The sequence below is a fragment of the Labrenzia sp. CP4 genome (assembly GCF_001579905.1).
Classification (GTDB): Bacteria; Pseudomonadota; Alphaproteobacteria; order Rhizobiales; family Stappiaceae; genus Roseibium; species Roseibium algicola.
The window spans coordinates 5,676,150-5,695,501 of sequence record NZ_CP011927.1; the positions used below are offsets into that span (position 1 = coordinate 5,676,150).

Below are 19,352 nucleotides of genomic sequence, written 5' to 3' on the forward strand. Positions count from 1 at the left end.
GACAGGTCACGGGCAAGACGACGAGCTGCTTTCGGCTCAAGACGGAAAGAAGCCGGCAATCCTGCCCCATGACGTGTCACGAGGTCTCTATAGAGCGTTCCACTCGAATTTGAAACACTCAAAGCTCTTTCGCGGAACAAAGACCCGAAGTGGATCAGTGTTTTGCCCGCAAGAGCTGCGTCCGGCAAATGCCGTTACACAATACAAAAACGCGGCGGGTTCTCACCCACCGCGCTTTCAGGTTCTGAGTTCTTAGCGGCGAATGCCAAGACGCGAGATCAGCGACTTGTAGCGTTCTTCGCTCTTGCCGCGCGTGTAGTCCAGAAGGGACCGGCGCTGCGCAACCATTTTCAGAAGACCGCGGCGGGAGTGGTTATCCTTGCCATGACCCTTGAAGTGTTCGGTCAGGTTGTTGATCCGCTCGGTGAGGATCGCGACCTGTACTTCCGGGGAACCGGTGTCGCCTTCTTTGATGGCGTATTCCTTGATGAGCTCAGCTTTGCGCTCTGCAGTAATCGACATCGCTCTTTCCTTTCAAAGAGTGGGGTCCGTTGACCGGACACGTTGAAATGCCGGAGACCGGCCTGATCCGGACGTTTCCAGAGCCGAGATGTCGTTCAGCAAAGGATCCTTCCGGACGAATTGGGCATCAGTGCCCAATGGCGGCGGAATATGGCGGAAAACCCTTCGAAAATCCAGAGGTTTCTCAGGTTTTTTCGCCACACCCGAATTTACAGGTGAAACACCCTGGTCGGCTGGAACCGGCCCTTGTCAATTGAGCCGATGGCAACCGGCACACTGGCGTGGCTCGCAAAGGCGACTTCCGTGTTGAGCGGAGCATCCCGGCCGCGCAGCAGCACCGCCATGCCCTTGCGGATCTTGGCCGCGTCATCGAGCGAAACGGGTACCTCGATGAGATTGTCCATCGCCTCGCGAACAGGCAGGACGAACTCCTCGACCAGAGGCTCAATGCCGGCGCCTTCCTCAAGCGCCTCGGCTGCTTCCAGGATTTCGTCCAGCCCGATCAGGTCGTCTTCGCCGAAGGGCCCGACCAGCAACCGGCGCAGTTCGGTAACGTGACCACAGGTACCGAGACGACGGCCAAGGTCGCGGGCGATGGCCCGCACATAGGTGCCCTTGCCGCATTCAGCCTCGAAGACGGCGCAGTTCTCGTCCGGACATTCGACCAGATCCAACCGGTGCACGTCGATGGGCCGGGCTTCCAGCTCGACCTCTTCGCCGTCGCGCGCCAGATCATATGCCCGTTCACCGGCGACCTTGATGGCGGAGAATTTCGGCGGAACCTGCATGATCGTGCCGACAAACTCGCCAAGGACTGCCGAAATTTCTTCCGCATTCGGCCGCACGTCGGACGTGGCAACCGCCTCGCCCTCGGTGTCGTCCGTGTTGGTTTCCACGCCCCAGGTCACCTCGAAACGGTAGACCTTGCGGCCATCCATGACGAAGGGGACGGTTTTCGTGGCTTCGCCGAAGGCAACCGGCAGAAGGCCGGACGCGCGTGGATCAAGCGTTCCGGCATGGCCAACCTTTTCCGGCGAGAAGATCCGCTTGATCTTGCCGAGTGCGTCGTTGGAGGTGATGCCATAGGGCTTGTCCAGCACAAGCCAGCCGTTGATTGCGTTCTTTTTTCTTTTGAATTGTTTTTGGCGTGCCATGAGTGCGTTTCAATACGATTGCAATTGTTTTACGGCGACAAAAGAAACATTGACTGTCGGCCCCACCATCCATGCGCAACAGCGAGACCCTGAAGACATCAGCTTTCGTCAGCGATCATTCTTGAGTTTTTCAAGTCTGTTGTGGTCACAGTAAGTCACCTGGTTTCCAACTTTATGCGTCTGATGGAGCCAATGCTGCCACCAACTCAATATCTGCATTTGCAACCGGCATACCATCGTTTAACAGCACGCCCGAAACCTCAGGCGCGAGGACGCGTGGAACGGGAAACACGACACATGCAGAGGTCGCTGCACCAAGTGCGATTGCTGCGATAGTTCTGAAGAGCGCCTTCTTCTTTCACATCAAGTGACTTGCAGACACGGCACACATTCAAGTCGACCGACCAGACAAATTCAGTTTTCCATTTCCCGGCGAGGCTACAATTACCGAGGGCCAAGAACTCGAATTCACGCAATTTCAAATTGAACCGTGAATTGTGGTTTCAGCGCGGCAATCAATCCTTGGCTGGATCGCCGTCCTCTTCGTCCGCGTCGAGATCGCGGGAGACTTCCGGGGAATGCAGCAGCGTGCCGATGCGGTCGTCGTCGTCGAACCGTGTGTCGAGAACGAAGCGCAGGTCCGGCATGTATTTCATGGTCAGCCGGCGGGACACCTGGCCGCGCAGATATTTGGCGCTGCGGTTCAGGGCCTTTTCGACATTTTCGGCGTTGACGCCACCAAGCGGCATTACCAGGCAGGTGGCCAGGCGAAGGTCCGGCGTCATGCGCACTTCGGGGATCGTGACGATCACCCCGTCGAGATCAGGATCGGAGAACCGTCCCCGGGTCAGAATATCGGACAGCTCCTTGCGAACCGTCTCGCCAACGCGCAACTGGCGCTGGGAGGGGCCGCGGCTGTCCTGTCCGTGTTGTCTTGCCATTTTGTTGTTCCTGCATCTCTGGCAGCGCAATGCGTCCCGACGTTTCGGGTGCCGTTGCCGGACCTTTTCAGGCTATCCACGCCTTTGCCGTGCCCCAAGCACAGACATTGGCCAAACTACCCGGATGGCGCGGCTGCCACGGCGAAGCCTTGGCATGACGGCGTTACCTGCGACCAGATACGATGTCAGCGGCTTAATTGAATAAGCCGCTGACATCAGTTTCAAGTAGATTTCTGACTTCGATCAGAGTGTCCGTGCGATCTGCTCGACGCGGAAGCACTCGATGACGTCGCCCGGACGCATGTCCTGGTACTTGACGAAGTTCATGCCGCATTCCTGACCGGATTCGACAGACTTGACCTCGTCCTTGAAGCGCTTGAGCGTGCCCAGTTCGCCTTCGTGGATGACCACGTCGTCGCGAATGAGGCGAACGTTGGCGCCACGTTCCACGACACCTTCGGTGACCAGACAGCCTGCAACCTTGCCGACCTTGGAGATGTGGAAGATTTCCTTGATCTCCGCGTTGCCGAGGAAGGTCTCGCGGCGCTCCGGCGACAGCATGCCCGACAGGGCCGCCTTGATGTCGTCGACCAGGTCGTAGATCACGTTGTAGTAACGGATCTCGATGCCTTCGCGGCTTGCCGCTTCACGGGCCTGCTTGTTGGCACGCACGTTGAAGCCGATGATCGGAGCCTTGGAAGCGAGCGCCAGCGTGACGTCGCTTTCGGTGATGCCACCGACACCGGAGAGCAGGATGCGTGCGCCGACTTCCTCGTTGCCGAGTTCGTTGAGCGCATGGGCAATCGCTTCCGCGGAGCCCTGCACGTCGGCCTTGAGCACCAGCGGGAACTCTTTTTTGCCGGTTTCCTGCAGACGGTTCATCATCTGCTCGAGCGAACCACGCGTACCGGAGGCGACCACGGAGGCCTTCTCGCGGATCTGGCGCTGACGGTAATCGGTAATTTCACGGGCGCGGGCTTCGTTGTCGACGACCGCAACCATGTCACCGGCTTCCGGAGTGCCCTGGAAGCCCAGAACCTCGACCGGTTTGGCCGGACCGGCTTCCTTCACCTGGTTGCCATTCTCGTCGAGCATGGCGCGGACGCGGCCCCACTCGGCACCGGCAACAAGAATGTCGCCCGGCTTGAGGGTCCCCTTCTGCACCAGAACGGTGGCAACCGGACCGCGGCCCTTGTCGAGCTGCGCTTCGATGACGATACCTTCCGCCTTGCGGTCCGGATTGGCCTGGAGTTCCAGAACTTCGGACTGCAACAGGATCATTTCCAGAAGCTTGTCGAGGCCCTGGCCACTCTTGGCCGAGACTTCCACATCGATCACGTCACCGCCCATGGATTCCACAACGAGGCTCTCGCTGAGAAGTTCGGTACGGACGCGGTTCGGATCGGCTTCCGGCTTGTCCATCTTGTTGATGGCCACGATGATCGGCACGTCGGCAGCCTTGGCGTGCGCAACGGCTTCCTTGGTCTGCGGCATGACGCCATCGTCAGCAGCAACAACAAGGATCACGATATCGGTCGACTTTGCACCGCGAGCACGCATCTGCGAGAACGCAGCGTGGCCCGGGGTATCGATGAAAGTGATCTTGTTGCCGTCCTGATCGACCTGATAGGCGCCGATGTGCTGGGTAATGCCGCCGGCTTCGCCGGTGACAACCTTCGACTTGCGGATCGCATCGAGCAGCGAGGTCTTGCCGTGATCGACGTGACCCATGATGGTTACGACCGGAGGACGCGGCAGCAGGGTGGACGGTTCGTCTTCCGTGGTGAACAGACCTTCTTCGACGTCTGCTTCAGACACGCGCTTGACCGTGTGGCCCATTTCCTCGGCGATCAGTTCGGCGGTATCGGCGTCGATAACGTCGTTGATCTTGAGCATCTGGCCCTGCTTCATGAGAAGCTTGATCACGTCCACGGCGCGCTCTGCCATACGGTTGGCGAGTTCCTGGATCGTGATGGCTTCCGGCAGAACGACTTCACGCATGATCTTCTCACGCACGACCTGCTGCTGCCCGCGCTTCGCCTTTTCCTGGCGACGGCGCATGGAGGCCAGAGACCGCGCACGCTGGCCGTCGTCGCCACCGGTGGCGGCGGAGATGGTCAGCTTGGAGCGGCGGCGGTCGTCGCCGGTGCGCGGACGCGCGGCGGGAGCCGGAGCCTGCTTCGGACGCTTGACCGCACGAACGCTCTTGTTGTTGCGATCGTCTTCTTCGGATTCTCCGCGCTCGGGTTTCGCACGTGCGGCCGGAGCTTCCGGCGCCTTGCGCTTGCCCATGTCGTCAAGGCTCGGCGGCTTGCCGCCGTCGGCGTGAGCCGGCTTGCGAACCACGGCGCGACCGGTTGCTTCCTTGCGCACAGGCGCAGCAGCTTCCGTTGCCGCTTCGGCAACAGGTTCGCTCTTCGGTTCGGCCTTGGCCTGTTCCGCAGCCTGGAGAGCTTCTTCGGCTTCACGCTTTGCGCGCTCTTCCGCTTCCACCTTGGCGCGGGCCTCTTCTTCGGCCTGACGCTGCGCGGCTTCAACAGCCCGGCGCTTGTCTTCTTCTTCGCGGCGCTTGCGGTCTTCCTCGTCGCGCACCTTCGCCATCTGAAGGGCTGCCGCACGTGCTGCCGCTTCTTCCTTGGTCAGGGTGCGCAGAACGTTGCCGTTGCCCTTCTGGCGCTGGCCGGAGGCAGACCGGCGAGCCTGCTTGGTCGCCTGTGGATCTGGCTGTGGCGGCGTACGCGGCGCTTCAGCCGGCCGCTCGAGGCGCTGTGTTGTCGGCGCAGGAGCTTCTGCTTTCGCTTCCTGCCCCGGGAGTACAACACGACGCTTCTTCTTTTCCACGACGACGGCTTTGGTCCGGCCATGCGAGAAGGACTGCCGAACAGTTCCCTGATCGCCACCGCCGCGCTTTAGGCCAAGCGTTTTGCCACGCTCAACGCTGATTGTCTTGTCGCCTGGATTTTTCGTATCGCTCATATTGCCTTCAGTCCTGCGCAACCGCCTTTTCAAGCGTTGCCATTATCGCTGCTTGCCCCGGAGGAGTTGCGAAAACGCTCCAGGTCACGCACCCGCGACAGGAAGTTTTCGCTCGCCTGCCCCGCAAGCAGTGCAGCATGTATCACATTTGACCGGCCCAATGCCAAATCCAATTGGTCCGAATCGAACAAACGGACGATTTGGCATCCGTTTGCGTGTTCCTGAGTGCCGGCAGCCAGTGCCACCAGCTTCCTTACCCCGTCTTCTGCAGCGTCCGAGGCATGGACCAGCCCGGCGACATCTTCCTGCCGCAGAGCTGCTTCAACTTTCGCATATCCCGTTACCAGCTCGCCGGCCTTGCGCGTCATGGAGAGCGCTTGCAGCGCCGATCGTTCCATGAGCGCATCAACCCGATCCGCCAGTCCCGGCTCGACAGAGGCTTCCCCTTTAAAACCCCTGCCGAAGACCTTTTTCCGGTCCTTTTCGGCAACAGCCACGACTTCTTTCGTGGCGGTTATCCAAACACCACGCCCTGGAAGAACCCGCTTCAGATCCGGAACCACCTCGCCTTGCGGGTCGAGGACGAACCGGATCAGCGCACTGACGGGCTGAACCTCCCGGGTCACGGCACATTGCCGTTCGGTCGGCTCACTCTTCCTGGGCACGCTGCCACTCCTTTAGATCAACCTGCTTTCCGGTGCGAACACCTTCGGCGCAGAAAAGTTGATCGAACTTGCGAATTCAAAGCTGCCGATCGGCCGGGGCCATACCGGAAGCTTCATACAGGAGGCTTTTGCCTCTCTCGTTACCCGTTCAGGATCGCGCCGCCCTGCGGCTCTTCTCCAACGGTCTCGGCCATTTCGGCCTCGTCTTCTTCTTCGGCTTCTTCTGCCTCAGCCTGAGCTGCGAGTTCTTCCTCGGTGATCCAGCCGGCTGCCAGACGGGCGGCCATCACGACGTTTTCCGCTTCAGCGCGGGACATGTCGAATTCCGAAAGAGCACCTTCGAAGCGCTTGGTTTCACCGTCCTTGCGTTCGGTCCAGCCGACGAGATCGTCAGCAGCGCAACCGGCGAGGTCTTCCATCGTCTTGATGTCGTCCTTGCCCAAGGCAACCATCATAGCCGTTGTCAGGCCATCAATCGACCTCAAGTCGTCGGCAACGCCGAGCGAAATGCGCTCTTCGTCGAGTTTTGCTTCCAGCTCGGCCAGGTAATCCCGGGCACGTGCCTGGATTTCGACGGCGGTGTCGTCGTCGAAGCCTTCGATCATCGAGATCTCATCGAGCTCCACATAGGCAACTTCCTCAACCGAGGTAAAGCCTTCGGTCGCCAGCAACTGTCCGACCATCTCGTCCACGTTGAGGGCTTCCATGAACAGCTGCGAGCGCTCCAGGAATTCCTTCTGGCGGCGGTCGCTTTCTTCCTGCTCGGTCATGATGTCGATGGCCCAGCCGGTCAGCTGTGAGGCCAGACGCACGTTCTGGCCGCGGCGGCCGATCGCCAGTGATAGTTGGTCATCGGGAACGACAACTTCAATACGTTCGGCGTCTTCGTCCAGAACAACCTTGGCAACTTCGGCCGGCTGCAGGGCGTTGACGATGAAGGTTGCCGCTTCTTCGTTCCACGGGATGATGTCGATCTTTTCGCCCTGGAGCTCGCCAACAACGGCCTGGACGCGGCTGCCGCGCATACCCACGCAGGCGCCGACCGGGTCGATGGAGCTGTCCTTGGAGATCACGGCGATCTTCGCACGCGAACCCGGGTCACGGGCAACGGACTTGATCTCGATGACACCGTCGTAGATTTCCGGAACTTCCTGGGCAAACAGCTTCGCCATGAACTGCGGATGCGTGCGCGACAGGAAGATCTGCGGGCCGCGCTGTTCGCGGCGAACGTCGTAAATGATGGCGCGGATGCGGTCGCCCGTGCGGAAGATTTCGCGCGGGATCAGCTCGTCGCGACGGACGATGCCTTCGCCGCGGCCAAGATCGACGATGACGTTGCCGTATTCGGCGCGCTTGACGACACCGTTGACGACTTCGCCGACACGGTCCTTGAATTCTTCGTACTGACGGTCACGCTCGGCTTCGCGCACTTTCTGCACGATGACCTGCTTGGCGGACTGGGCGGCGATACGGCCGAAATCGAGCGGCGGCAGCGGTTCGGCAATGAAGTCGCCGATGCTGGCTTCCGGATTGCGGGCCTGCGCGTCATCAAGAGAGATGTCGGTGGAAACGTTCTCGACAGTGTCAACGACCTGAAGCAGGCGCTGCAAACGGATCTCGCCGGTCTTCGGATTGATTTCGGCACGGACTTCCGTTTCCGTACCATAGCGGGAGCGGGCTGCCTTCTGGATCGCGTCTTCCATTGCATTGATGACGATCATCCGGTCGATGGATTTTTCCCGTGCGACCGCGTCAGCGATTTGCAGCAGTTCCAGCCGGTTCGCGCTGATTGCCATATTCCACTCCTCTTGCGCCAAGGATCGGTTCGGGCGCGTTCTTCTTCTTTCCCTTAGAGCCTGTGGCTCAGTTGGGCATGTTATCCTGCGACAGCTCGTCATCCTGGCCACGGGCGGCGAGCGCCGCCTTTTCCGCCTGAAGAGCTGCGGTAATCAAGTCATCGGTCAGAACCAGCTTGGCTTCGCCGATGTTCTCCAGCGGCAGTGCCACGGTGTCCTCTTCGCCTTCCCGCACATCGGGCAGCCGAAGGTTGGCCTTGCCGTCTTCCGCGCCGAGGAGCTTGCCCCGGAACCGCTTGCGGCCATCCAGCATGACGGCCATCTCGACCTTCAGCTCATGGCCGGCCCAGCGATTGAAATCGCCGGCCCGCACGAGCGGACGGTCGATACCTGGAGATGAAACTTCTAGATGATATGCCCGGTTGATCGGGTCTTCGACGTCGAGCGCAGGCGACACGGCCCGGCTGATGGTTTCGCAATCCTCGACCGTCATGGTGCCGTCCGGGCGCTCCGCCATGATCTGCAGGGTGCAGCCGTTCTGAGCACTGATCTTCGTACGCACCAGTCGGTAGCCGAGGTCCTCGATGACCGGCTCCACAATTGCGGCAACACGGGCATCAAGACCCTGTTCCGTAACAATTCTCGGTTCGTGTGCGCTCACACTTGGCTCCTGTTGGCGGCCGTTACCGGCTCTTGAGCATCAGATGCACCTGATTGTCGATTTACATAGGGCAGTCCTGCTCGAACTCGTTGGTTTCCGGTTATGTAAGCAAAAAAGAGCGGGTCCCCGGCGGGCCCACTCTCAAAGTGCTCAGATAAGCCGTTTGAGGTGAAACACGGGCTGTATAACGCCAAAGGGGGCAAAAAGGCAAGAGGCCGGGCCAAATTCCTCAAAGAAGTTAGCGCCAGTCCGGAATCCCCCGATAAACGGCAGCAAACGCGCCGTTCTCCGCGATGTGCCGCTACACCCTGCAGAAAGTCAGGTACCGTCCGATACGCCCCTCGCGGATGGCCTTCGCCTCGTAGCGTGTACTTGGCCAGCCCTCCCAGGGTGTTTTCCAGTCGGACGCTGTTTCCGCCGCCCATTCGAACGCCGCATGGTCGCGGCAATGGCGCAGTGTCCAGTCGACGTAGGTATCGATGTCGCTGGCAAAACGGAACTCGTGGCCGGGCTTGATGGCCCGGGCATAGCGATCGAGATTCTGTTCGTTGATGAACCGGCGCTTCCAATGGCGCTTTTTCGGCCAGGGATCCGGATAGAGCTGATAGGCCAGGTCGAGACTTGCCTCGGGCAACCAGTCCAGAACATTGACGGCATCATCATCGTAAAGGCGGATATTGCGGAACCCCTCCCCCACGACGGCATTCACGGCCTTGGCCATGCTGCCGACGAAAGGTTCGACGCCAATGAAGCCGACACGCGGATTGGTTCTGGCCCGGTGAAGCAGATGCTCACCGCCGCCAAAACCGACCTCCAGACACACCTCGTCGACATCCGCGTCAAAGAGGGTCTTCAGATCCTCCGGAGCGGGTGTTGCCAGGTCCAGCGCCAGGCGCGGCAGTTCGTTTTCCATCAGCGCCTCACGGCGCGGGCTCAACGGCTTGCCCTTGCGGCGGCCGTAAAAGGAACCTTCGTAGCGGTCAGTCATAATTCAACTTCAAAACGACAGATCGCCGGCACTGAACCGGCGATCTGCTTCACTTCTTCCATGTTCAGCGTAGGCGCAGCTTATCCCGCAAGCGGGCGCAGCGCGTCAACCAGATCCGTCTTTTCCCAGCTGAAGCCGCCATCGGCCTCAGGTTCGCGGCCGAAGTGGCCGTAAGCGGCGGTGCGCTCATAGATCGGGTTGTTCAGCTTCAGGTGCTGGCGAATGCCGCGCGGGCTGAGGCCCATGACATCGCGCAACGCTTTTTCCAGCTTGGCTTCATCGCAGCGGCCGGTGCCATGCAGGTCGACGTAGACCGACAGCGGCTCCGGAACGCCGATGGCGTAGGAAAGCTGAATGGTGCAGCGGTCGGACAGATCGGCCGCGACGACGTTCTTGGCAAGATAGCGCGCCGCGTAGGCTGCCGAACGGTCCACCTTGGTCGGATCCTTGCCGGAGAATGCGCCGCCACCATGCGGAGCGGCACCACCGTAGGTGTCGACAATGATCTTGCGGCCGGTCAGGCCGGCATCGCCATCGGGGCCGCCGATAACGAAAGCACCGGTCGGGTTGACGTGCCAGACGGTGTCGCCGGTGATGAAGCCTTCCGGCAGTGCAGTGCGGATGTAGGGCTCGACAATGGCGCGCACGTCGGAGGAGGTCAGGGCCGGATCCAGATGCTGGGTCGACAGAACGATCGAGGTTGCCTCGACCGGCTTGCCGTCGACGTAGCGGACGGTTACCTGGCTCTTTGCGTCCGGGCCGAGCGCAGGCTCCTGACCGGATTTGCGGACGTCGGCCAGAAGACGCAGGATCTTGTGCGAAAACAGGATCGGAGCCGGCATCAATTCTTCGGTTTCACGGCAGGCGTAACCGAACATGATGCCCTGATCGCCAGCACCTTCGTCCTTGTTGTCGGCAGCATCAACGCCCTGGGCGATGTGTGCGGACTGCGCGTGAAGGTGAACGGCGATATCGCAGTTTTCCCAATGGAAACCGTCTTGCTCGTAGCCGATATCCTTGACGGCCATGCGGGCAAGATGAGCGATGTAATCGTTGGTGATGGTTGACGGACCGCGGGTTTCGCCGGCGATCACGATGCGGTTGGTCGTTGCCAGGGTTTCACAGGCAACGCGCGCTTCCGGCATTTCCTTGAGGTAGGCATCTACAACCGCATCGGAAATACGGTCGCATACTTTATCCGGATGCCCTTCGGAGACGGACTCGGAGGTAAACAGGTAATTCTGACGTGCCATTGGCGATCGTCCTTCTGGGAATGAATATGACAGGAGCGGCGATTGTCATCGCCGCTCCGTCTGCATCAATCTTAGAAGTTCTTCGCCGCGTCAAGCGCGCGCGTGAATTTTGTCAGTCGTCGCCAGCCAGGGACCGGACCAGATCGACGATCCGGCGGCGTACTTTCGGGTCTTCAATCCGCACGAATGCCTTGTTCAGGGACAGGCCTTCGGAAGAAGACAGGAAGTCGACCACATAAGACGTCGGCTGCGTTTCGCCGAAGCCTTCCGCCTCTTCAGGCGTACCGGGCGCATCTTCGAAGAAAAAGGAAACCGGGACTTTCAAAACGGTTGCGATGTGTTGCAACCGGCTGGCACCGATACGGTTGGTGCCTTTTTCGTATTTCTGGATCTGCTGGAAGGTGATGCCCAGACTTTCGCCAAGCTTTTCCTGACTCATGCCTAGCATCATGCGGCGAAGCCGAACGCGGCTGCCAACATGAATATCGATCGGATTCGGAGACTTTTTACTGGGCATCTGTGTCGCTCTTTCTTTTTCTCGCGGAAAAAGCCCGCTCGTTTTCGTTTGCACAAGCTCTCCTGACATCCCCCCACAGGCTCAAGAGACCGAAGTTTGCCCGCAACCTTTCACTTGTACATGAAGCAGCCTTCAATCGGCTATTTCACGGTTGTATCACAGTTTCTTCACTCAACTCAAACAAAAAATATCAATTTACACGCGAATCGCGGTTGTATTGGTAAAACCCGGCAAATACTACGATAAGAAACGAGATAACGAGCACCGGCAGATCGCCAAAAATGCCGTAGAGAGTATTGTCTAGTCTCTGCGGAAGCTTGGAATCGATCAGACCTTTTTCGAATATCGCGAGTTTCGCGACCACCTGACCTTTGGCATCAATCACCGCTGAAATGCCTGTATTTGCTGCTCTAATCAGCGGCAGACCGGTTTCGATGGCACGTAAACGAGCCTGTGCGAGGTGCTGATAAGGGCCGGGCGTCCGGCCAAACCAGGCGTCGTTGGTCACATTCAGCAGAAAGTCCGGCCTTCTGGAAACACCGTCCAGAGATCCCGGAAAAATTGCTTCATAGCAAATCATGGGTAGAAAACTAAAACTTTCGGAGGTGGTCAGTACACGCGGTTGATACCCGGCCTCGAACCCATCCATGGGGCCCGCAAGGTTAGAAATTCCCAGTGATTCAAGCAGGGGTTTAAAAGGAACGTATTCGCCGAAAGGCACGAGCCGAACCTTGTCGTAGATGCCCTGAACGGTACCCTCGGTGCCGATGACGAAGACGCTGTTGAAGTAATCAGCCCCTCTCATGCCGGGCTCGGCCCGGATCGCACCGGTCACCAGTTCGGTCTTGTCACCGAGCGACTGACCGATCCGGAACAAGGCTCCCGGCTCCTGTGTCAGCAGGAAGGGAACGGCCGATTCCGGCCAGACCACCATGCGCGGCTGTCCGACGCGCGCGGCACCGCCAAGCGGCGCTTCGGTCATGTCGAGGAAGGTCTGAAAGATCTCGTCGCGCAGCTCCGGCCGCCATTTGTCTTTCTGATCGATCGATGGCTGTACGATTCGGATGTCGAGATCGGCAACGGGCAATGCCGTCTGCCAGAGCCTGACGGCGCCATAACCTGCAACCGCGACCAGGGCAACCGCCGCAACGACAACGGCCGTCGCACGCTGGCGAAACGGGCGAGCGTCGGCCAGAACGGCCGGCGTCGAAAAGACCGCAACCACGAAGAAGGTGAGACCATAGAGCCCGACAAGACTTGCCGCCTGCGACACGCTCAGCGATCCGGACACGCCATAGCCGAAGGCATTCCAGGGAAACCCGGTCAGGACATGGCCACGCAGCCAGTCCGTCAGGGTCAGGCCGGCAGCAAGCACCAGGGTGCGGCGAAACTGGTCACTCCAAAATATCGCGGCCAATCCCACCCCAAGACCCGTGAACAGCGCCAGTCCGACAGGCATTGCCAGCACGGCAAAGGGCATCAGCCAGGCAAAGCGCTCCGCTTCCACCAGAAACGCCGCGCCGATCCACCAAAGGCCCGAGAGAAAATAGCCGAAGCCGAACAACCAGCCGAGCGCGAAGCCCGTGCGAAACCGCTGAACCCGCTTGCCGGGTGCGGGATCGACCGCTCCGTCCAGCATCCAGACCAGACAGGGAAACGTGACCAGAAGCACGAAAGTGAAGTCATAAGGGGGAAGCGCAAAGGCCGTCAGCGCACCGCAGGCGGCGCACAAGAGACGGCGCTGCCAGCCCCATGCCAGAAGAAAGGTATTTGGCAGGGCCGACAGGCGGTGTGACAACCATTGCATCAAAGAGCTTCCCCATACTTGCGGTCAGGAGATTTGTCGGCTCGCCGCAGTGGGGTCAAGGGTTAATACCAACGGCGCGCGAAGAAGTGGCTTCGAGACGACGGGCCATCGGCACCGTTGGCAAGCATCCTTTTGGCTGGTTTCTGCGTCCGACCGCTCATCCGTTTCCGCTGGACGCAGCAACCTTGGTCTTGGTGCTTTCGCTGTCCTGGCTGCTCTCGCCGGAAACGGAATCGGTCCGCTTTGGACGGCGGCGAAGATCCGGCGGGCGGGCGTCGGCGCGGCGGCGGCGGATCTTCAGGCGCTTGATGCGGCGCGGATCCGCATCCATTATCTCGAATTCGAACCCGGGCACTTCATCCGGCACCAGCAGCAGCTCGCCACGGACCGGTACGCGGCCAACGGAGACATAGAGCAGACCACCGAGCGTATCGACGTCCTCGGAAATCTCGCCGTCGTTCAGCTGCGTGCCGAGCGCTTCGTCGAGTTCCTCCAGCGGCAGACGCGGATCTGCGATCCACACGCCCTCGCCGGCGGCAGCCAGCATGGCTTCCTCGTCCTCGTCGTGTTCGTCTTCGATATCACCGACAACTTCCTCGACAAGATCTTCCAGCGACACAAGTCCGTCGGTTCCGCCGTATTCGTCGATCACCAGCGCCATCTGGATACGATCGGCCTGCATTTTCGCCATCAGGTCCGTCGCCGGCATCGACGGCGGCACGAACAGGAGATTGCGCAGCAGATCCGTGTCCTTCAGCGAGACCGACAGGTCGACACAGGACAGGTCCAGGTCGGGCATGTTGTGACCGTTCCGCGCAGGCGCATTCGAATTGGACGGTTGAAAGCCGGTTGTATCGTTTTCATTGTCCACAGAAGTTGCAGGACGGTTCGAAGCACCACGTTCCGCGATATAGGCCATCAAATCCTTGATGTGGACCATGCCGCGCGGATCGTCGAGCGTCTCTTCGTAAACCGGCATGCGCGAATGCCCGCTCGTCTGGAACAGTTCCATGACGCGGCTGAGGCTGGTTTCCAGATCGACCGCGTCGATATCCGCACGCGGGATCATGACGTCGTCGACGCGCAATTCGCGCAGTCTCAGAATGTTTCCGAGGAGCATTCGCTCCTCCGGCGAGAAGGCAGCATCACCGCCCTCGCGAGCAAGCTCGTCCTCCAGGTTCTCGCGCAAGCTCGAAGACTGGCGGCCCAAGCGCAGGAAGCGTTTGAGAAGATCGAGAAAGGCCGCAGGTTTCTGCGGCTTCAGCTGTTGCGGGTCTTCCCCGTCCTGGTCCTGTCCGGTGCTGGCAGGCTTCTGCCCGGTTGCCGGACTTTGCGGTTCAATTGAGTTCATCATCCATCAATCAAGAACATCACATCCCATGATGCCACTTAACCGCCGTCGGCCACAAGTGGCCTGTCCGCGTAAGGGTCATCGATGCCAAGAGACGCCAGAATGGACTTCTCAAGGCTTTCCATCAGTTCCGCCTCTTCACTTTCCTGATGATCATAATCGAAAAGGTGAAGCAAACCGTGAACAGTCAGATGGGTAAGGTGATCGGAAAATTCAATTCCAAGGTCTGCAGCTTCCGCCGCGACGGTTTCATAGGCGAAAACGATGTCCCCCAGAAGGGGGCCATAAACGTCGCCTTGCGGATCGCTGCCGGGAAAGGACAGGACGTTCGTTGCCTTGTCCTTGTCGCGCCATTTCGCGTTCAGCTGCCGGATCGACGCGTCATCGGTAAACAGCAGCGAGACTTCGGTTCCCTCCAGCACTTCCAGATCCGCCCCTGCAAAGGTAGCGGTGATGGCCTTTGCAGTTATCGCCTCCAACTGGCTTTCCGCCGGCCAATCGCCTGCTTCTATCGACAGGTCTATCTGAAATCTATCAGGCAATCGGTCTGGCATCGTCGGCAAGGGCTTTTCAGGAATTTGCGGCTTCACGAGGGCGCGCAGAGGCACCGTCGCGGTCCGCACCACGTTGTCGCTCGGCAAAGCGGCGCTCGCGCGCTTCCGATTCTTCCCGAGAGGCGTTGTCGTAAGCGGTCACGATCCGTCCGACCAGCTCGTGACGGACAACGTCCTTCTCGTTGAAGCGGATATGGGCAACTTCCGGAATGTCCGTCAAAAGCCCCAGCGCTTCGCGCAGACCGGACATCTGCCCTGACGGCAGGTCGATCTGGCTCGGATCGCCGGTGACGATCATCTTCGAGCCTTCCCCAAGACGCGTCAGGAACATCTTCATCTGCATGGAGGTCGTGTTCTGCGCCTCGTCGAGCAGCACCACCGCGTTGGAGAGCGTGCGGCCGCGCATGAAGGCGAGCGGCGCCACTTCGATCATGCCGGACTGCAAGCCACGGTCGACCTTCTCGGCAGGCATCATCTCGTAAAGCGCATCGTAGATCGGCCGCAGGTACGGATCGACCTTGTCCTTCATTTCACCCGGCAAAAAGCCGAGGCGCTCACCGGCTTCCACGGCAGGACGGGACAGGATCAGACGGGCCACATCACCGCGCTCCAGAAGAGCTGCTGCATAGGCAACCGCCAGAAAGGTCTTGCCGGTACCGGCCGGGCCGGTTCCGAAAATCAGGTCGGCCCGATCCATCGACCGGATGTAGGCATCCTGGGTCGGTGTGCGGGCGACGATCGTTTTCCGGCGGGTCGCGATCTGGGCGAAGGCCAGCCGGGACTTCGGCTCCAGCGTCGGCAACGGCAGCTGCGCTTCCGCAGCTGCTGCCATGCGCAGCGCGCCGTCGACATCACCCGGGTGGATTTCCTGCCCCTGCAGCAGGCGCTGATACATGGCTTCCAGAGCCGTGCGCGCCTGGGCGCAGCCAACCTGGCTGCCTTTCAGTGTCACCTGGTTGCCCCGGGCGATCGCATCGATCCCAAGACGCTGCTCGATCAGCGCAAGGTTCTGGTCGAATTGCCCAAACAGATCTCCGATCAGCCGGTTATCTTCAAAGGCAAGAACAATATGGGTCATGTCGGAGGCCGAACCGGCCGCAGAGGATTGTACCGAAGACTTGCGGGATGAAGAGTGGCTGTCGCGCGTCAAATGACGTCTCCTTTAGGCCGCCGGAGCCGGGATGCGTCCGGACCTTCCAAGATCATCTTGCCCCGCAATCAGCCGCCCGAACAGGGAATTGGACCCGATGTCGACGATTTCCACCGCTTGTATCGACCCGATGAGATCTTCAGGTGCATCCAGCTGCACCGGCTGCAACCACGGCGACTTGCCGACCAGCTGTCCGGGATTGCGGCCGGTCTTCTCCAGAAGCACATCGCAGATCATGCCCAGACGCGAGGCGTTGAACGCCTTCTGCTGCTCGGCAACCAGCGCCTGAAGCGCGGCCAGCCGTGCGGACTTGACGTCCTCCGGTACCTGTTCGTCCATGGTTGCGCCGGGCGTACCAGGCCTGGAACTGTATTTGAACGAGAAGGCCGAGCCATAGCCGACCTGTCGAATCAGATCCATCGTGTCTTCGAAATCCTGGTCACTCTCGCCCGGAAAACCGACGATGAAATCGCCTGAGAGCGCAATGTCGGGAGAGACCTCGCGAATGCGGTCGATCAGGCGGAAATACTCATCGCGCGTGTGCCGGCGGTTCATCGCCTTCAGGATCTTGTCGGACCCGGACTGCACCGGCAGGTGCAGATACGGCATCAGGCTTTTCAGGTCCCGATGCGCCTCGATCAGGTCATCATCCATGTCGCGCGGATGGCTGGTGGTGTAGCGCAGCCGGTCCAGACCGTCGATTTCCGCCAGACGACGCAGCAACCGGCCAAGACCCCAGACGGCACCGTCCGGCGAAGTGCCGTGATACGCGTTGACGTTCTGGCCCAGCAGCGTGATCTCTCGTACCCCGGCCGCGGCCATGCGTTCGGCTTCGCTGACGATCTGTTCGACAGAGCGGGAGACTTCGGCCCCGCGCGTGTAGGGAACGACGCAGAAGGTGCAGAACTTGTCGCAGCCTTCCTGCACGGTCAGGAAGGCGGATGGCGGGCGTTTGAGAACCTGCTTTTCGGCACGTTCCGACAAGTGATTGAACTTGGCGTCGATATCGAACTCGGTCTCGACAACCTTGGAGCCTGCGCGGGCCTTTTCCAGAAGGGACGGCAGCTGATGATAGCTCTGCGGGCCCACCACAAGATCGACAATCGGCGCCCGGCGAGAAATTTCCTCGCCCTCCGCCTGCGCAACGCAGCCGGCGACACCCACCATCATGTCCTTGCCGGATTTAGCCCGCTCTTCCTTGACCTTGCGGATGCGGCCAAGCTCCGAATAGACTTTCTCGGCTGCCTTTTCACGAATATGGCAGGTGTTCAGAATGACAAGATCCGCGTCTTCCAGATCGTCCGTCGCCTCGAATCCTTCCGGTGCCAGCACATCGGTCATGCGCTCGCTGTCGTAGACGTTCATCTGGCAGCCATAGGTACGCACGAACACCTTGCGGGTGTTTCCGCCCTTGCGGGCGTCTGTCATATCGGCGGCGGAAACGACGGTGACGTTCGTTTCCATGTCTTGTTCAGGGCGGCTTGTCATTCGCTCCTCGTGGGGCTCCTCATGGCCTTGATACGCTGGCCTTTTTCAGGCGGCCGGATGTCGTGAATGTCGGTACCTTCATCGGGCAGTTCACCCGGCACAGGCACAGGATCGATCCGTCCTTCATGCCCGGGACCCGCGCCTGAGACCGGCGGCGGACGGCACCTTGCAAATTCAGGCGCCAGCTTTAGCGGTTTTTTCCGCGTTTGAGAAGAACTCGAGTGTCTCGATTTCGCTGAAATCTTCGGTGTCGACCGGCTTTTGCAGCAGCGAGGCTATCGTCATCGCCCGAACCTCCGTTTCCAGACGGCGGGTCAGGGCTTTCCGGTCTGTTGTCCGGTCAACCAGAACCGGCTCGCCCCAGCGCACCACCACGTCGAGCGCGCCGCGCGAAAAGATGCCCCACAGATGGCCGGCGAGTTCCATATCGCCATACCAGGCGACATGCGGCCGATGGGCCCGGCCCATCGGCAGGCCGTAGAAGCCCTGATAGGCGACCGAAAGCGGCTGCACCCAGACTTTCGAGGTTTCGTCCTCGCCGACCGCACGGGTGGCGGCGCCCAGTAGGGCCGAGCGAAACGGCAGGACGCAATTGCCGTCGTTGGAGGTCCCTTCGGCAAACAGGACCATCGCGTCGCCGGCAGCCATGCGATCGGCGATGGCATCGGCCACCTGGGCGGTTTCCGTGCGCCGGGTGCGATTGACGAACACCGTGCGCTGAAGCTTGGCGAACAGGCCGAAAATGGGCCAGCCGGAAACCTCGGACTTGGCGATGAAGGAGAGAGGCATCAGCGAGCCGACCACGGTGATATCGACCCAGGATGCGTGGTTGGAGGCGATCAGCAACGGCCGGTCCACTGCCGGGGCCCCGATCTGCTCGATCTTGATGCCCACAAGCCGGGTGGCGATCCGGTGCCAGAGCTGGGGCAGTTTTCGCTGCATCTTCAGCCCGAGCTTCACCGCCAGCCACTGAAGCGGGATCAGCACCAGCGAGACCAGCGTCAGAAGGAAGATGATAATCCCAGCCTTGAGCTCAGCCATCGCCCTGACTATCCTTCGGGGCATCGAGTGGGACGCCATAAAGTTCCAGCCGGTGATCGACCAGACGGTAACCCAGCTTCTTGGCGATGAATTCCTGCAAGGCCTCGATTTCCTCGTTGCGGAACTCGATGACCTGACCGGAGCGCAGATCGATCAGATGGTCGTGGTGCTCGTCCGGAACGGTTTCATAACGCGACCGGCCGTCACGAAAATCGTGCCGTTCGATCATGCCGGCGTCCTCGAACAGCTTCACCGTACGATAGACCGTCGAAATGGAAATGCCGGGATCGATCGCCACGGAGCGGCGGTAGAGTTCCTCGACGTCCGGGTGCTCGTCGGACGCGGCTTCGATGACGGAGGCAATGACGCGACGCTGTTCGGTCATGCGCATACCTTTTTCGATGCACAAGTCCGCTAGCGTTGATTGCCGCTCTTCCGCCATTGCGATGCCGTCCGCTGTCTGTTTCCGATACCGTATCCGTTTCCGC

At 60.2% G+C, this 19,352-nt stretch carries 17 protein-coding genes; all 17 read right to left on the reverse strand.

What is annotated here, in order from left to right; translation table 11 throughout:
- Positions 1-252 precede the first annotated feature (252 nt).
- Positions 253-522: a 30S ribosomal protein S15 gene (gene rpsO, locus ACP90_RS26090; RefSeq protein WP_006935430.1), complete on the reverse strand. Its 270-nt coding sequence runs from the start codon at positions 520-522 to the stop codon at positions 253-255.
- Between the two features lie 209 nt (positions 523-731).
- A complete protein-coding gene (truB, locus tag ACP90_RS26095; protein WP_062490905.1) occupies positions 732-1,676 on the reverse strand; it encodes a tRNA pseudouridine(55) synthase TruB in 945 nt (314 codons plus the stop codon).
- Positions 1,677-2,191: 515 nt separating this feature from the next.
- Complete coding sequence (gene rbfA, locus ACP90_RS26100) at positions 2,192-2,617, reverse strand: 30S ribosome-binding factor RbfA (RefSeq protein WP_055657070.1); 426 nt, start codon at positions 2,615-2,617, stop codon at positions 2,192-2,194.
- A gap of 243 nt (positions 2,618-2,860) precedes the next feature.
- Positions 2,861-5,593 (reverse strand): translation initiation factor IF-2, encoded by a 2,733-nt coding sequence (gene infB, locus ACP90_RS26105; RefSeq protein ID WP_062490907.1) that lies wholly within the window; start codon positions 5,591-5,593, stop codon positions 2,861-2,863.
- A 29-nt stretch (positions 5,594-5,622) separates the two neighbouring features.
- A complete protein-coding gene (locus ACP90_RS26110) occupies positions 5,623-6,258 on the reverse strand; it encodes an RNA-binding protein (protein ID WP_062490909.1) in 636 nt (211 codons plus the stop codon).
- Between the two features lie 140 nt (positions 6,259-6,398).
- A complete protein-coding gene (gene nusA / locus ACP90_RS26115; RefSeq protein WP_062490911.1) occupies positions 6,399-8,054 on the reverse strand; it encodes a transcription termination factor NusA in 1,656 nt (551 codons plus the stop codon).
- A gap of 67 nt (positions 8,055-8,121) precedes the next feature.
- Positions 8,122-8,715 carry a ribosome maturation factor RimP gene (gene rimP / locus ACP90_RS26120; protein WP_031268707.1) on the reverse strand — a complete coding sequence of 198 codons (594 nt, stop codon included), beginning with the start codon at positions 8,713-8,715 and terminating at the stop codon, positions 8,122-8,124.
- 301 nt (positions 8,716-9,016) lie between these two features.
- Complete coding sequence (locus ACP90_RS26125) at positions 9,017-9,703, reverse strand: tRNA (guanine(46)-N(7))-methyltransferase TrmB (RefSeq protein WP_062490913.1); 687 nt, start codon at positions 9,701-9,703, stop codon at positions 9,017-9,019.
- A gap of 80 nt (positions 9,704-9,783) precedes the next feature.
- The gene (gene metK / locus ACP90_RS26130; RefSeq protein ID WP_022999115.1) at positions 9,784-10,956 is read right to left on the reverse strand and encodes a methionine adenosyltransferase; all 1,173 of its coding nucleotides are present in this window, start codon (positions 10,954-10,956) and stop codon (positions 9,784-9,786) included.
- Between the two features lie 112 nt (positions 10,957-11,068).
- Positions 11,069-11,473, reverse strand: coding sequence for a helix-turn-helix transcriptional regulator (locus tag ACP90_RS26135; RefSeq protein WP_023014432.1), 405 nt, complete (start codon positions 11,471-11,473; stop codon positions 11,069-11,071).
- 190 nt (positions 11,474-11,663) lie between these two features.
- Complete coding sequence (lnt, locus tag ACP90_RS26140; protein ID WP_208993408.1) at positions 11,664-13,280, reverse strand: apolipoprotein N-acyltransferase; 1,617 nt, start codon at positions 13,278-13,280, stop codon at positions 11,664-11,666.
- A 157-nt stretch (positions 13,281-13,437) separates the two neighbouring features.
- Positions 13,438-14,634, reverse strand: a complete 1,197-nt coding sequence (locus ACP90_RS26145; protein ID WP_022999118.1) for a hemolysin family protein — start codon at positions 14,632-14,634, stop codon at positions 13,438-13,440.
- 35 nt (positions 14,635-14,669) lie between these two features.
- Complete coding sequence (gene ybeY, locus ACP90_RS26150) at positions 14,670-15,185, reverse strand: rRNA maturation RNase YbeY (RefSeq protein WP_062490915.1); 516 nt, start codon at positions 15,183-15,185, stop codon at positions 14,670-14,672.
- A gap of 16 nt (positions 15,186-15,201) precedes the next feature.
- Positions 15,202-16,263 carry a PhoH family protein gene (locus ACP90_RS26155; protein WP_022999120.1) on the reverse strand — a complete coding sequence of 354 codons (1,062 nt, stop codon included), beginning with the start codon at positions 16,261-16,263 and terminating at the stop codon, positions 15,202-15,204.
- A gap of 84 nt (positions 16,264-16,347) precedes the next feature.
- Positions 16,348-17,763, reverse strand: a complete 1,416-nt coding sequence (miaB, locus tag ACP90_RS26160; protein ID WP_286145773.1) for a tRNA (N6-isopentenyl adenosine(37)-C2)-methylthiotransferase MiaB — start codon at positions 17,761-17,763, stop codon at positions 16,348-16,350.
- 234 nt (positions 17,764-17,997) lie between these two features.
- Positions 17,998-18,864 (reverse strand): lysophospholipid acyltransferase family protein, encoded by an 867-nt coding sequence (locus ACP90_RS26165; protein WP_062490920.1) that lies wholly within the window; start codon positions 18,862-18,864, stop codon positions 17,998-18,000.
- Positions 18,857-19,306, reverse strand: coding sequence for a Fur family transcriptional regulator (locus ACP90_RS26170; RefSeq protein ID WP_062490922.1), 450 nt, complete (start codon positions 19,304-19,306; stop codon positions 18,857-18,859). The genes ACP90_RS26165 and ACP90_RS26170 overlap by 8 nt, the downstream gene beginning before the upstream one ends.
- Positions 19,307-19,352 lie beyond the last annotated feature (46 nt).